The organism is Bacteroidetes Order II. bacterium (assembly GCA_016788705.1).
Lineage (GTDB): Bacteria > Bacteroidota > Rhodothermia > Rhodothermales > UBA2364 > UBA2364.
This window is the reverse complement of the sequence record JAEUSQ010000021.1, coordinates 61,484-75,566: the sequence shown is the minus strand read 5'-3', so window position 1 is coordinate 75,566 and position 14,083 is coordinate 61,484. Positions and strand designations below refer to the sequence as shown.

The 14,083-nt window shown below is 47.4% G+C and carries 13 protein-coding genes and 1 tRNA gene; 8 read left to right on the top strand and 6 right to left on the bottom strand.

Going from position 1 to position 14,083, the window contains the following annotated elements; all coding sequences use genetic code 11:
• Positions 1–38: 38 nt before the first annotated feature.
• On the bottom strand, positions 39–1,376 hold the full coding sequence (pepQ, locus tag JNN12_05160) for a Xaa-Pro dipeptidase (protein ID MBL7977710.1): 1,338 nt from the start codon (positions 1,374–1,376) through the stop codon (positions 39–41).
• Positions 1,377–1,536: 160 nt separating this feature from the next.
• On the opposite strand from pepQ, the gene JNN12_05155 reads away from it, so the two are divergent.
• The 4 genes from JNN12_05155 (at position 1,537) to JNN12_05140 (ending at position 3,989) form a co-directional block, all read left to right on the top strand.
• Positions 1,537–1,607, top strand: a tRNA-Gln gene (locus JNN12_05155).
• Between the two features lie 94 nt (positions 1,608–1,701).
• A complete protein-coding gene (locus JNN12_05150; protein ID MBL7977709.1) occupies positions 1,702–2,655 on the top strand; it encodes a ribose-phosphate pyrophosphokinase in 954 nt (317 codons plus the stop codon).
• 81 nt (positions 2,656–2,736) lie between these two features.
• Entirely contained in the window at positions 2,737–3,288 is a 552-nt protein-coding gene (locus tag JNN12_05145; GenBank protein MBL7977708.1) for a 50S ribosomal protein L25, read from the top strand.
• A gap of 89 nt (positions 3,289–3,377) precedes the next feature.
• On the top strand, positions 3,378–3,989 hold the full coding sequence (locus JNN12_05140) for an aminoacyl-tRNA hydrolase (GenBank protein ID MBL7977707.1): 612 nt from the start codon (positions 3,378–3,380) through the stop codon (positions 3,987–3,989).
• A gap of 76 nt (positions 3,990–4,065) precedes the next feature.
• On the opposite strand, the gene JNN12_05135 is transcribed toward JNN12_05140, so the two are convergent.
• A complete protein-coding gene (locus tag JNN12_05135) occupies positions 4,066–4,494 on the bottom strand; it encodes a hypothetical protein (GenBank protein ID MBL7977706.1) in 429 nt (142 codons plus the stop codon).
• A 304-nt stretch (positions 4,495–4,798) separates the two neighbouring features.
• Between JNN12_05135 and JNN12_05130 the strand changes: the two genes are divergently transcribed.
• Positions 4,799–5,062, top strand: a complete 264-nt coding sequence (locus JNN12_05130; protein MBL7977705.1) for a NifU family protein — start codon at positions 4,799–4,801, stop codon at positions 5,060–5,062.
• A 43-nt stretch (positions 5,063–5,105) separates the two neighbouring features.
• Here JNN12_05130 and JNN12_05125 read toward each other — a convergent pair whose 3' ends face one another.
• From JNN12_05125 to JNN12_05110, 4 genes are all read right to left on the bottom strand, one after another.
• The gene (locus JNN12_05125) at positions 5,106–6,338 is read right to left on the bottom strand and encodes an HlyC/CorC family transporter (protein MBL7977704.1); all 1,233 of its coding nucleotides are present in this window, start codon (positions 6,336–6,338) and stop codon (positions 5,106–5,108) included.
• 176 nt (positions 6,339–6,514) lie between these two features.
• Complete coding sequence (locus JNN12_05120; GenBank protein MBL7977703.1) at positions 6,515–7,039, bottom strand: rhomboid family intramembrane serine protease; 525 nt, start codon at positions 7,037–7,039, stop codon at positions 6,515–6,517.
• A 338-nt stretch (positions 7,040–7,377) separates the two neighbouring features.
• Positions 7,378–8,775 carry a radical SAM protein gene (locus tag JNN12_05115; GenBank protein ID MBL7977702.1) on the bottom strand — a complete coding sequence of 466 codons (1,398 nt, stop codon included), beginning with the start codon at positions 8,773–8,775 and terminating at the stop codon, positions 7,378–7,380.
• A gap of 733 nt (positions 8,776–9,508) precedes the next feature.
• Positions 9,509–9,748, bottom strand: coding sequence for a hypothetical protein (locus JNN12_05110; protein ID MBL7977701.1), 240 nt, complete (start codon positions 9,746–9,748; stop codon positions 9,509–9,511).
• Between the two features lie 250 nt (positions 9,749–9,998).
• Between JNN12_05110 and JNN12_05105 the strand changes: the two genes are divergently transcribed.
• The 3 genes from JNN12_05105 to JNN12_05095 all read left to right on the top strand — a co-directional run bounded on the left by JNN12_05105 (position 9,999) and on the right by JNN12_05095 (position 13,741).
• Positions 9,999–10,661, top strand: a complete 663-nt coding sequence (locus tag JNN12_05105; protein ID MBL7977700.1) for a hypothetical protein — start codon at positions 9,999–10,001, stop codon at positions 10,659–10,661.
• 50 nt (positions 10,662–10,711) lie between these two features.
• Complete coding sequence (locus JNN12_05100) at positions 10,712–11,368, top strand: hypothetical protein (protein MBL7977699.1); 657 nt, start codon at positions 10,712–10,714, stop codon at positions 11,366–11,368.
• Between the two features lie 114 nt (positions 11,369–11,482).
• Positions 11,483–13,741, top strand: a complete 2,259-nt coding sequence (locus tag JNN12_05095; protein ID MBL7977698.1) for a family 20 glycosylhydrolase — start codon at positions 11,483–11,485, stop codon at positions 13,739–13,741.
• Positions 13,742–14,083: the final 342 nt, after the last annotated feature.

Below are 14,083 nucleotides of genomic sequence, written 5' to 3'. Positions count from 1 at the left end.
TAGTAAGCCAATGTTATGATAAAGTGTTCTTTATGTCCTCAGCGGTGATCACCGATCAGGCCTCGGCTTAGGTTTTCGGGACCATCGTTGGTTACATACACATTGTCTTCCACCCGAATTCCACCCAACGGAAGCAACTCATCCACCAAGGTCCAATTGAAACAAGAAGCATGTTCACCGGAACGATGCGGATTCAACAACAGCGGAATAAAATACAACCCCGGTTCAATGGTTAGCAAGTGTCCCACTTCCAGTGGGCGTGTGGTGCGTAGCCACGGATAGGCTGGATCGGGCGCGAGAACCGTCCCGTCTATGTCCACTTGGCGTCCACCTACATCGTGAACCTGAATGCCTAAATGATGGCCCAAGCCATGTGGAAAAAACACCCGGCTGAGGCCCTTTTCAAAGGCTTCGTCTGCACCCACGGTTAATACACCCGCTTCCGAAAGCATCCCTGCAATGGTTTTGTGGGCATGGACATGAATGGCCGAGTAGTCTGCACCCACGGTACACATGGCCACACACGCTAACTCCAGCGCATCCATTTTATCTAACAAACCAGCAAAAATCGAATTGGGTTGGGCCTTTAGATACGTTCGAGTGATGTCGCTGGCGTAGCCAAAAGTGGCGGCTCCGGCATCTATGAGGAACGTATGCCCCGGATTGGGCGGAGACGTTTTTTTGGCCGTATAGTGCAAGGTCGCCGCATCGGTATCCCACCCAATAATATTGCCGTAGGGAGTATCGCGGTCTAATTGCCCGGTAACCGCAAGATAAGCCGCATGAATTTCGCGGGCGGTTCGGCCTTCCGCCGTCATTTTCTTGGCAACCCGATAGCCTTCGGCGGTTCGTTCTAGCGCTAAACGGACACAGGCAACTTCATATTCCGTTTTATAGGCGCGGAACCAATCTAAGGCATGGAGCAACGCGGTAGGCTCTACAGCCGATTGTGGCAAGCCGAGGGCATCCGCCGCTTTGGGGCTATTTCCGATATACGCAAATTTCCAAAGAGCACCAGCGGCTTGAATGGCTTCTTCAAACGAGGAAACAACAGTTACATCCAGCACTTCCGCGTAGGGATGATCCAATGGTTCGGGGGATTCATACCAAAAATCTTGTGGTACTACGTGGATCAACCGGATAGCGGCGCCCGGCTTGAAAATTACCAAATGATCTGGCCCAACAACGGGGGCAAAACGAACAAAATGGGGAACGGTATGAAACCATACGTCGTGGTCATCGGCATGATAGACCGACGCAGCACCCGCATGAAACACGATCCCATCGAAACATTCGCCTCTTTTTGCAGCATGGGCCAATGCCTCGGTGGTATAGCGGCTAACCGCTTCGAGATGGTTTTTAAACAAATTTTCCATGTGATTAAGCATTTATGAACAAAGTATAAACCCATTATGTGTCCGTTTTTCCGAAAACAAATCGAATTTGTGAATCTACCATGCAAGATACAACACAGCCTTATGAAAGTATTGACATGTGTAAAGTTTTATTTGTACATTTAGGATCTAAAATAAAGATAGCCCGATCGTCTAACGGTAGGACAGCGCCCTTTGGAGGCGTACGTGGTGGTTCGAATCCTCCTCGGGCTACAAATATAAGACACAGAAACGGGGCTCGTTCCTCGTTTTTTTTTGTGTGTTCCGTCATAAATGGCGCCGAAAATATCGCGTTTGCGATTATGTTATGCTCCACCATTACGATTTTAGGCCTATTTCAATCTTTGCCGGGCGCTCCAATCCGGTTTTGGCGGAGGCCATTGCAGGCCATTATGGACAGCGGCTTGGAAACGTGACCATCAAGGAATTTTCGGACGGAGAGTTATATGTTCGGTTCGAGGAATCTATCCGAGGGCGCGATGTTTATCTGATTCAAAGCACCAACCCTCCAGCCTCTAACTGGTTGGAATTATTGTTGATGATTGATGCCGCACGGCGTGCGTCGGCGGATCGGATTACAGCGGTGATTCCTTATTTTGGGTATGCGAGACAAGAGCGCAAAGACCAGCCCCGTGTTTCGATTGCGGCCAAGTTGATGGCCAATATGCTTACGACAGCGGGCGCAGATCGGATACTGACCATGGATCTGCACGCGCCACAAATTCAGGGGTTCTTTGATATTCCGGTGGATCATTTGTATGGCTCGGCTGTTTTTGTGGATGCCATCCGACGCATGAATATTGACAATTTGTTGATTGTTGCGCCGGACATGGGTTCCATCAAACGAGCAAGGGCTTATGCCTCAAAATTGGGATGTGGGCTTGCCGTCATAGATAAGCGGCGGGCACAGGCCAATCAGTCCGAGGTAATGAGCATCATCGGAGATGTTAAAGGCAAAAATGTGATTTTGGTGGATGATATGGCTGATACCGCCGGGACGCTGGTAAATGCAGCCGTTGCCCTACAAGAACGGGGTGCTTTGGAAGTGCGAGCCGCTTGTACGCATGGCATTTTCTCAGGCCCAGCTTTGGAACGGATTGCGCATTCGGATATCGTGGAATTTTTGGTGACCGATACCATTTACCACGACCCTCAATTGCTGCACGAGAAAATTACGACGATTAGTGTGGCGCCAGGGTTTGCGGATGCCATTCGTCGGATTTATACCGATGATTCGATTTCCACCCTTTTTACGGAATAATAACCGCCCTATTGGGGCATTTTCTTAGGTACGGGAGGTCACATAACGTCTTGGCCAATCCCCTTAAAACCATATAATAACATGGAAAAAGTAGTTCTCAATGCCACGCCACGCGAAGTGGGCAAATCTGCCAGTGCTGCCGAACGCCGTAAGGGCTTGGTCCCATGCGTTTTATACGCCAATGGCGTTGCTCCGGTTTATTTCTCGGTCACGGAACTGAACCTAAAACCGCTGGTCTTTACAAATAAAAAGGCCATTGCTACGGTGGAGGTGGATGGAAAAATCTACGATTGCATGATCAAGCAAATAGACAACCATCCTGTGACCGACCGTCCGATCCACGTGGATTTTCAGGCGCTGATTCCGGGCACCAAAATCCGTACTTCGGTTCCGCTTCATGCGGTGGGTACTCCTAAAGGGGTGGTAGCCGGGGGCGCGTTGAAAAAGGTGATCTTTAAGGCCAATGTGGAATGCGATCCTGCCGACTTACCAACCTACATTCCGGTGGATGTTTCGCACTTAGAAATAGGGAAAGATATCCGGATCAAGGACTTAGCGGTAAAAGGGATTAAATTCCTGAGTGATGCCAATCAGTCTATTGCGAAAGTGGTGACGAAGCGGGCCAACCGTTAACTATTTTAAAAAACTGCGAAGCGCGTTATGTCGGGCCAATTAAGGCTTTGCATAACGCGCTTTTTGCTTACAATACGTACTACACCCGTATGGCACATCGGTTAATTATTGGGCTGGGGAATCCAGGGAAAGAATACCTCCATACCCGCCATAATGTGGGTTTTATGGTCATAGATGCCCTCGCCGAGAAGACCAAATGCACCATCGAGTCTTCGGATATTCCAAGATTGGCGCCGTTTTTTGGTCAACGCTCGGTGGCCATAGAAGCCGAGTCTAAGTTTAAAGGATATCCATTTTTTCTACTCAAGCCGCTGACCTATATGAACCTGAGTGGTTCGGCGGTAAAAAAAGTGGCCAATAAATATGGGATTCCAGCAGAAAATATGTTGGTGATTTACGACGATATTGCGCTTCCGGTTGGTACGCTCCGGATTCGGCCATCTGGAAGCGCGGGCGGGCACAATGGCCTACAAGACATCATAGACGAATTGGCAACAGATGCCATCCCGCGCCTACGCTTTGGGATTGGCAGTGCCTTCGAGCGCGGCGAACAGTCTCGTTATGTATTGTCGCCCTTTGCAGAAGAGGAACAATCGGTGGTTAAGGCTTCTATCAAAACCGCAATGGATGCAAGCCTGACTTTTGTTCGGGAGGGGTTACAAGTGGCAATGAATCGGTACAACCGCAAAAACAGCCTCTAAAAAAACGGGGTACCGCATTTTTCAAGTACCCCGTTTTTCTCACCCATTATTTACCCAAATCTTATTTTCTAACGAATTAGCCTTTGCATGGCCCGGTTCTGCGGTCGCGTCGGTCTTCTTTCCGGTCGCGGATGTCTTCGCGCCAATCTTGGATGTCTTCTTTACGGTCACGTCGGTCTTCTGCACGATCTCTCCGGTCTTCACGTCGGTCACGAATGTCTTCAAGCCGGTCTTTAAGTCCGCCGTTATGCCGGGCATCCCGTCGGTCTTCTCTTCGGTCGCGGATGTCTTCGCGCCGATCTCGGATGTCTTCTTTACGGTCGCGCCGGTCTTCTGCGCGGTCGCGTCGGTCTTCTCTTCGGTCACGGATGTCTTCTTTACAATCTTCCGGAATAGATTTTGCTTTCCGTTTGATCATTTGTGCTTGTGCATCGTCTGCGTTTACCAACAAGATGGTTCCGGCGATCAAGACCGTGCCTAAGAAGGTTTTAATGATGCTTTTCATGGCGTAGAATATTTTTATGATGATGAAAATGGAAGGCGGGGTTGGGTGGCTCTTATCCTTTCCCCTGCGCTACACCCATATATTACGGCGATTGTGGGCCTAAAGTATTGTCGGAATGACGGGAAGAGCATGGTTAATTAGCATCAGAAATGTGGCAAAAATGTGGCTGATTCCGATTCATCTATTTGTATGTTCGAGGAGGGCTTTGGAACGAAATTCTTGAACAAGGGTATGATAATTATGGCTTTGTCGTCTTATCTTAGGATGAAAATTCCAAAATATTATTCAAACCGCTTCTGATCTGATGTTTGCGTATAACGACCCTACCTTGCTTAAAAAAGTAGAAGATGCCCTTGAACTGATCCGCCCGTATTTACAGGCAGATGGGGGTTCTGTACGGATTGCCGATATCACACCGGATATGGTAGTAGAGTTGGAGTTGTTAGGCGCGTGCGAGTCTTGCCCAATGAGTTTAATGACCTTACGCGCAGGCATTGAACAGACGATCAAAAATGCCGTTCCGCAAATTAGCCGCGTAGAGGCCGTTAACGTAGCGGTTGCCCATTAGTCTTGGTTTGGTTGTTTCGTGCTCCCAATGGTATATTACCCGATTATTCGGGGTTAATTTCGGAAATCAGTAGTTTGTCCACACGGTTATTGTCCATGTCCACAATTTCGAAACGATAATTTCGCCACTCAAACGTATCCCCTGCTTTGGGGAGCCGCCGTAGTTTCTGCAAAACAAATCCGCTGATGGTATAAAATTCCCCATGTCGGTATTGATCATCAATGATATCAAATTCGCGGAGGAAATCGTCGTAGGGCAATCGGGCATCTACCAGCCAAGATTCATTTTCTCGTTTAATAATCCAGTCTTCTTCCTGATCGTGGTCTTCTTTAGGAATGAGGTCACCAAAGAGCGCCTCAAAAATATCATCCATCGCCACCAATCCCAATAACTGCCCAAATTCATCTACGACAAACCCTTGGTGGGTTTTTTCCTCTCGGAAGCGTTCTAATGCCTTCCAAGCCCGCACGTTTTCGGGAAAAAAGATGGCAGGTCGGATGAGTTTTCGCAAGTCGGGCTGGTCTTGCATGGTCAAGGCAACGACTAGGTCTTTCAGGTGAATGAGGCCCAATACATGATCTAAGGACCCTTCACAGATGGGGTACACATCGTGTTGTTCTTCAACGAGAATGCGCCGTATGGTAGGCCAATCATCCGCAACGTCTAACCATGCCAGATCGGAACGGTGGGTCATGAGAGAGCCAACGCGCTTATCACCGAGATGAAAGACATTTTCTACGATGTCTTGTTCGATGGCTTCAATGGTTCCGGCGGTGGCTCCTTCCCCTACAATGGCTTTAATTTCTTCTTCTGTCACCGCCGAATTATCGCTTTTGATGCCTAATAAGCGGATAAACAGCTCGGTTGTAGCGGTTAGGAGCCAAATGAATGGTGCGGTGATCTTGGAGATGGCCGTCATAGGACCCGCAACCAAACGGGCAATGGTTTCTGGATTTGCCATCCCGATCCTCTTGGGCAATAACTCACCAAAAACCAAGGAAAGAAACGTAATGGCGATGACAACAACCCCTATCGCTGAGGCTTCTGGATAGGGCACATTCAGCCCTTTCAGCCCGTTCAGAATAAACTCGGTAAGAGATCCACCGCTAAAAAAACCATTGAGAATTCCGACAAGCGTTATGCCAATCTGGACACTGGATAAAAACCGGGTTGGTTCTGCGGCCAGCTTCAGGGCCTGCGATGCGCCACGAACATCGCGCTTGGCTGCTACCTCCAGTCGAGATTTCCGGGCTTGTACAACAGCAATTTCGGACATGGAAAAAATGCCGTTGATAATGATCAAGACACCAATTATCAGTATTTCGGTTAACATATGAAAACAGAATAGGTGCGCTTCGTGCGTAAAATGGATTTGGGCGAATAGAACAGGGCTAAAATACAACAGAGACGGTTAAACGCAACCATTATTCTTTCAGCCTTGCACAAACACGGTCAACCCAGTCCTATAAAATGAGCAATTTGGGATAAGAATATCAGTAGCGACACCGGTTTAATGATGATCGTAAGCAATAGCCCACCAATCGCGCCACCCAAGTGGGCCTCGTGGGCAATATTACCCCAATTGGAATGGGTGTCAGATTTGGCAGCATAGATGGATGCCGCAATATATAGAATGGCAAAAACGATTGCTGGCATGGGGAAAAACAAGACGATCATCATCTTAAATGGCTCAAAGAGAACAAATCCTAATAGGATGCCAGAGATTGCTCCTGAGGCTCCTACAGCATTATACAGGGCATTATTTTTATATTTATAATAGGTTAGGGCATTGGCTGCCAATTCGGAACCCATATATACGGCCAAAAAGCCAACACTTCCCAAAACTTTCTCCATATAAGGCCCAAAAGACCAAAGGGTAACCATGTTAAAGAGCAAGTGCATCCAACTTCCGTGCAGAAATCCACTGGTAATAAAACGATACCACTCTTTGTGGCGCCGCACATCATAAGGTTTCATCCCCCATTTTTCGATGAGCTGTGGTTGGGTCAGAAATGTAAGGGCGCTGATCAAAATATTCAGCAAGAGCAGGTTGAAAGTAACGGGCGCTGTAAAAAAGAAGGTTTGCAAGGTGTTTGCGAATTTATGTGGGTTGTGAATAAAAGGAAAGCCCTACTGACGCATAAAATGGTGAATCGGTTTCATATAAACAAAGCTTTCATGTTGGCAGTTGTCTTGCCGGAGACCGCAAACTGCACGCATACAAGACCCCAACAGATTGAGAAAAACTCTAAGGGTTATTAGGGGCGTATTTAGCTGATATAAGGTGTCCATTTGGCGGGGCGCCGCTTATTATATTATGCGCTACAACGCGCCTGTAAGGTCTTTAAATAGGCGGCTTTTTCATCACGATAAAACAGGTTCATCGTCTCGAATGGAATCATGTTGCCGTCTTTGTTCACAATATGCACACAAGACTTTTTGATGGCCCGCACATCAAAGTCATAAGCATCCATAAACCGCATAATAATGATCCGGAAGAGGTTTTCGTACCCCAAATTCGGAGCAGACACGCGGGGGAGGCAACATAAAAGTGCCCCATTCAGCTCATCAGTAGCACATTCCACCGAGTTACCCGTACTGAACAGTTGTACCATATGCTCTCGGAGGCGCTCGTCTTGTTCATATACAATCGTATTTTTAGAAGCATTAAGCAAATCGTCCGGATTAATAAAGCGCGTAAGGGGGAAGACCTCACCCTCCATTTTAAGTACATATCCCATCGCCAAAGCATCCGGATTACACGGCACGGGGATCAGGTCGTCTTCTGTAAAAAAATCTGTTTGCTCCAAAATCGCTTGTCGAACTTCGGTAAGGGTACAACGATCGGTTTTCGGATTAAAGCCTTCCAGCCGCCCCGCAATTTGTGTCGGTTGAAAGGTAACGCCACGCACACAGGGTTGTTGAAGGGCATAATGAATGATTTTCCCAATTTCGTCGGTATTGACGCCTTTTTGAAGTGTGACTACCAACGTGGTAGAGACATTGTGGCGATTCAGGTTTTCGAGGGCTTTTTCGCGGATGCTACGCAAATCAGCACCACGAAGATGAACCAGTGCATCCAATTTAAAAGAGTCGAATTGCAGATATACCTCAAAATCGGGCATATAAGTAGCCAATTGCGCTGCAAATTCGGGGTCTTTTGCAATGCGGATACCATTGGTATTCACCATTAGGTGGCGAAAGGGGCGCTTTTTGGCGGCGTCCAATATCTCAAAAAACTGAGGGTGTACCGTAGGTTCGCCGCCTGAGAGCTGGATCACATCTGGTTCACCCTCGTTTTTTACCACGATGTCAAACATATGCTCGATCTCGGCAAGGGTACGATGACGACCATAAGTAGGTGAACTACCTGCATAGCATGTGGGGCATGTGAGGTTGCATCGGTCTGTCACCTCAACAAGCGTAAGACAAGAGTGTTGTTCATGGTCGGAACAAAGTCCACAATCATATGGGCAGCCATAATGCACCTTGGTGTTAAACCGCAACGGCATTTCACTGGGCTTCATATAGTTCCGAATACGTTTATAATAGTCAATATCAGTAGCAATCAGCGCTTTTTCGCCTCCATGTTCAGGACAACGTTTGAGCATATACACGTTTCCAGCTTCAAAGACAATTTTAGCATCTACGCGCCGCAAACAGGTTGCGCAAAGGCTTTGTGTATAGTCGTAATAGGTATAAGGGCGCTCCACAATGGATCAGATAAAAGGTCAAAGTAAATGGGTCTATGAACCGTAAAGTACGCTGTTTTTAGTTCTGGAGCCAGAGCAACCATAAACAAGTGATAAAAACAATTGTGGGGCAGATTAGAAACATGGTTGGTCCTAAACCGCCTGTAAATTTGCGTTGGTTCTATTTGTCCATCACCGATCTTAATAGTTATCACCAATCTTAATAGTTATCACCGATCTTAATGGTTATCACCAAAGTTTTTATTCGATAGATGGAGTAACTTGGTACGAATTCCTGCTGGGAACAGTCGCTCAATTGCCCCCAGACTTGCAACTCTATTTCTTGGATAAAGGCGATTTGGTTCGTCGAGACATGAACAATTCAACACAAGAAATACGGATCCCACTTCCGCAATTCGATCGGATGTTGGTATGAGGTTTTACCCCCTTAAATGAAAAGGAAATGCTTATCCGGGCAGATCGAAAAAAGGCGGAAGGTGGTTTGGAAGCCGTTTCTTTTCCTTTTATGCTTTCACCATCAAAAGAGCAACATCAAGGTCTTGTGAGGCAAGTTTATCAGACAAATAACGGTTTCATCTAGGTGGTTTTATAGAAGGTGGGAGTGGATAGCGTATACTGATTCTGCGATTTATGAATCACGCGATCAGGGTAAAACGTGGACAGCACTTTCGGATCCAGCTAAAGAAATTGCTTCAGGTCAAAATGGTAACCCCACGACTTTGGCGCAATGGATTCACACACTGACCAATACCGAACGGCCATCAGGGACGTTCTCGAAATGCCGTCGGGTGTGTATTTCGCGCACATTAGCATTTTTGGGATTATGCAAACAGCAATAACCAGTAACAACCTTGTTCGCTTGGGCTTGGTGAGCGAAACGGTTGACCAAATGGACACTATTAATGAGGGTTGCCCATAGCGGTCCTCCCGGAGCTACTTGGTGCGTCAGGTACACCAATTTTAATAGTGACATGGGTTTTTCCACAACTAAACGGTTTAGCTTGCCCCGCTTACAAAGCCTATCATAAATAGTTGTAGTTCACCCAATCCAAACACAATGCCCCTATTGATGCCCCAAGCAATACGTTTGCAGGTCTTACCAATTAAATAAACAGACACATGCGACCGATGATCCTATTCCAAGCCGTATTCCGATATATTGGGTATCCACTTCTCGCGAGGAACAACTCTTTCATCTTCAACTTTTCAAAACATGTAAAGCCATGAAAAAAATTTTCTTCTTTCTTCTCTTTTTTATCGCTTTCCAAGTGAATGCACAAGTTCGGGTTTCGTGCTTCAATGGGGACGTTAGCGTTGACTCGCTTTGGACACAAGTCGAAACAAGCCACAATGTGTGTACCTTTCGAGTAGCACAACAACGAGATTACACCCTGTTGGCCTCTATTCGCAAGCATCCTTCAGTAGAGCCAAACCGATTAGTCCTTCTCGGTCGAGCCTTAGAAGGCGCTCAAGCAAGAACTCCTGTTATCGGTACGATAGCGAATGTCCGTTTTGGGACAGAAACCAGACCTCATTTTGTAGAACAGTATGGTTTTTTTAGGTTTATGTCTCTTGTTAATGGAGAGATCGTTTCACCCATATATATTTATAAGCATATTAGTGCTTTGTCTAAGGTCGGGGAGACAGAAGCCCAATACTATTTTGAGTTTACGGTTTTGGGTAACGTCAGTGACGCCCAGTCAACCAATGCATATAATCGCTATGAATCGCAATTGAATAATTTTAAAAATTCGTTGCAGTTTAGGCCAAGACTCGTCGTAAATCCAGGCGTAATGACAGGTCCTGCTGGTTCCTCTATCAGAGATGCCGCACGGCCTGCGTTGCCCAGCGGCGTTAAAGTTCCTAATAGAACAAAGCGGTTCTAATGGCTTATCCAAACGTCATCCATTCAGTTAACCCTATTAGACAACTGGCCATGAAAAAGATGATTTTTTGCTTGTTCTGGGTTTTTGCCTCTCAAATACAAGCCCAAGCCGTAACTTGTTTAAACGAGGAAGTTCAGGTGGTTAATCAGTCCGGATGGATAAACCGTGCCAACCAGCCTACCTATTGTACGTTTGATAGAGGCGAGGACTTCACCTCGTATAGTGCAATGCTGCGGAAAGCAGAAGCGGCGTTCCCAGATGTACGTGCATTAGCCGAAAACGTTTTGAGCAATATTCGGGCAGAAACAGGGGTGGAAAATGTTCGGATACTTAGGAATGGGTATTACAACGAGAACCCTCTTACCGATTTCTTTATTGAATTGACCTATGCCAAAAACATACGGGTGGGTCATGACCTAAGAACGGTATATGTCCATAAATTGATCTATGCGTTTGCCAAAGACGGGGAAGTTCAAACTCCCTATTATGCCGAAGTGGGTACTTCTACAGAACTTCCGGGGAATGTGGTTTCTACCCGTTTTACTGCCGAAAGCCCAAGGTTTTTCGCATTCATCCAGTCAATCCGTTTTCCGGTTGTGAGTTCCGTAGTGCCCCGCACCATCAATCCGAAGGTGGTCAAGGTTCCGCAAGGAATTAAAACGCCGCCGAAGCAGCCTTTGCGGATACCGCCCAGGCCCGGAAATTAAAACAAGGTGATTAGAACCTGAATGACAGGATACGTACTTGTTTAAGGAAAGAAAGCAAGGCCGTCTTTTTTTAACTATCTTAAAAGACAACCAAACTTCCAACTCCTAAACCATATGCGTATCCTATTTTTATTGGGCTTCTTGCTTCTGCCAACGTTATTGGAGGCCCAAAGCCCGACAGCACTTATCCCGCAGCCCACTTCTTTTACGGTAGAAAGTGGTTTTTTCGCCTTCCAGCCTTCCACCAAAATTATGGTTTTGCCTGCCGGAAACAAGCGGGCGAAAGAAGTGGCTGTTTTTCTTCGCGACTGGCTGAACCAACAAGTAGGTCTTAGGACGAGCCTTCAGGCGGGGACGCACATTCCGGCGGGCGCTATCGTCCTTGCTTTAGAACGGCACGATGACATTACCGCCGCCGAAGGCTACGAACTCCGCATTCGCAACAACCAAATTCGCCTCTCTGCCTCCGATGAAAAGGGCCTATTTTGGGCCGTACAAACTCTCCGGCAACTATTCCCGCCAAGTGTTGAAGGCGCAAATCCGACGAAAAAGTTCCCCATTAGCCTTCCGGCAGTCACCATAAAGGATGCGCCAAAGTTTGGATGGCGGGGTAGTTTATTAGATGTGGGGCGGCATTTTTTCCCCGTCTCTTTTGTGAAGCGGTACATAGACTTGCTCGCACAGTATAAAATGAACGTCTTGCATTGGCATCTGACCGAGGATCAGGGCTGGCGCATCGAAATCAAGAAATATCCCAAATTGACGGAAGTGGGTGCATGGCGAACCGAAGCGGACGGCTCGCGGTATGGTGGATTTTATACCCAAAAAGAAATTCAGGAAGTGGTGGAATATGCCCGCCTACGGAACATCACCGTTGTGCCGGAAATTGAGATGCCCGGCCACTCTTCGGCGGCACTTGTGGCCTATCCGCAGTATTCTTGCTCTGGCGAGACCAAGACCGTACCTACTACATGGGGCGTGTTTAACGATATTTATTGCGTGGCCAAGCCGGAAACCATGACTTTTCTGAAGGATATTTTGGATGAAGTCATGACGCTATTCCCTTCCAAATTCATCCATATTGGCGGAGACGAAGCCCCAAAAACCGCATGGAATGAGTCTGAACAGACGCAAGCCTTTATGCGCGAAAAGGGCTTAAAAAACGGCGAAGAACTCCAAAGCTGGTTCATCAAAGAAATAGATGCCTACGTTCAGAGCAAAGGTCGCGCCATTATTGGCTGGGACGAGATTTTGGAAGGCGGGCTTGCATCGGGCGCAACCGTACAGGCGTGGCGCGACATCGAACATGCCCGAACCGCTACCAAGTTGGGCAATTACGTCATCTCCTCGCCAACCAGTCATGCGTATTTTGATGGACAACCAGACGGTTTGCCCCTTGAAAAAGTCTATGGGTTTAATCCAATTCCGGAAGGACTTGCCCCCGAAGAAGCCGCCCGAATCCGAGGAGGCGAGGCCAATATCTGGACGGAATACATCACCACGGCAAATTTTGATGCGATGGTCTTTCCGCGCCTCTTGGCCATGTCGGAAGCTCTTTGGACAAAAAGTCCCAAATCTTATACTGACTTTAAAGCCCGTTTAGACCGCGATCACTACCTGCGCCTGCGCCAATGGAACGTACAAGTTGGCCCAGAAAATCGCCCGCTTATTACCATGAAACCCTTTTTTGATGCACAGTCGGGTAGCATCCGCGTGCAAGTGGAGGCCAATGTTTCCGGCATGGCACTACACTACACCACCGACGGAACCGCGCCGAAGCCTTCCTCGCCGCGTTATACCCCAGAGGTGGTCTTTGATAAACCCGGTGATGTCCTGATTTTACCCTTATTAAATGGGGAACCCCTCCTGCGCTCGGTACGGTTTACGGTTCTCGAAAAACACTTGGCCGTTGGAAAAAAACTGAACCTCACCCATTCCCCTTCACCGCGTTATACAGGAACGGGCGATCAAACCCTGACCGATGGCGTACAAGGATCGTTTATCTTCAATGATGGTCTTTGGCAAGGCTGGAACGACGAGGATTTTGAGGCAATAGTGGATCTTGGTACCGCGCAATCGGTGAAGGAAGTAGCCCTTTCTACCCTACAAGTAAGTGGTTCGTGGATTCTTTTACCCAAAGAAGTGACGTTCTCCACCTCCTCCGATGGACAAACATGGCGTACGCCCGCCCGCCTCACCCATGGCGAATCCCCCCGAAGACTGGAGGGTTTCCGTTATCTTTTTGTCCAACCCTTTAGTGGAGAACCCATCCGCTACCTCCGCATTACAGCCAAACGAGACACCCTCCCCGATTGGCACAATGGACGCGGAACGCCCGCATGGGTTTTTATAGACGAAGTGGTGGTGCAGTAGTCCCCGCTAAACAAGTTGATAGCAAGACAAAGTTTTGTAGGTAACCTCTCGTGTTGCTTGCAAAACTTTTTGTTTTTTGGAAGCCTTTCTACGCAACCGCAACACATGATATAAATCCATTAATCTTGAAACCAAGACATCCCCTCCTCGGTCTCTCCTTCGCCAGTGCTTTGTCTGGCTACTTTTTTTCACATCTTAAAGCTCTTTTGGGGGTTCTTGGTCCAAATACTGTGCTAAAAACCTCAAATAAAGCATCCTTGTTTTAGGGGATATAAAATAAAAGCTGCTGCCTTTTATTCCTGTCTGGATTATGTCTGGTGAAAACACCGTCTTTAAATCCCC

Excerpts from the sequence above, each read along its gene's own strand:
- JNN12_05145 (MBL7977708.1), top strand. The coding sequence starts at position 2,737 with ATGGAAAAAGTAGTTCTCAATGCCACGCCACGCGAAGTGGGCAAATCT.
- JNN12_05095 (MBL7977698.1), top strand. The coding sequence starts at position 11,483 with ATGCGTATCCTATTTTTATTGGGCTTCTTGCTTCTGCCAACGTTATTG.
- JNN12_05105 (MBL7977700.1), top strand. The coding sequence starts at position 9,999 with ATGAAAAAAATTTTCTTCTTTCTTCTCTTTTTTATCGCTTTCCAAGTG.
- JNN12_05125 (MBL7977704.1), bottom strand. The coding sequence starts at position 6,338 with ATGTCCGAAATTGCTGTTGTACAAGCCCGGAAATCTCGACTGGAGGTA.
- JNN12_05135 (MBL7977706.1), bottom strand. The coding sequence starts at position 4,494 with ATGAAAAGCATCATTAAAACCTTCTTAGGCACGGTCTTGATCGCCGGA.
- JNN12_05130 (MBL7977705.1), top strand. The coding sequence starts at position 4,799 with ATGTTTGCGTATAACGACCCTACCTTGCTTAAAAAAGTAGAAGATGCC.
- pepQ (MBL7977710.1), bottom strand. The coding sequence starts at position 1,376 with ATGGAAAATTTGTTTAAAAACCATCTCGAAGCGGTTAGCCGCTATACC.
- JNN12_05110 (MBL7977701.1), bottom strand. The coding sequence starts at position 9,748 with ATGTCACTATTAAAATTGGTGTACCTGACGCACCAAGTAGCTCCGGGA.
- JNN12_05120 (MBL7977703.1), bottom strand. The coding sequence starts at position 7,039 with ATGAAACCTTATGATGTGCGGCGCCACAAAGAGTGGTATCGTTTTATT.
- JNN12_05100 (MBL7977699.1), top strand. The coding sequence starts at position 10,712 with ATGAAAAAGATGATTTTTTGCTTGTTCTGGGTTTTTGCCTCTCAAATA.
- JNN12_05140 (MBL7977707.1), top strand. The coding sequence starts at position 3,378 with ATGGCACATCGGTTAATTATTGGGCTGGGGAATCCAGGGAAAGAATAC.
- JNN12_05150 (MBL7977709.1), top strand. The coding sequence starts at position 1,702 with ATGCTCCACCATTACGATTTTAGGCCTATTTCAATCTTTGCCGGGCGC.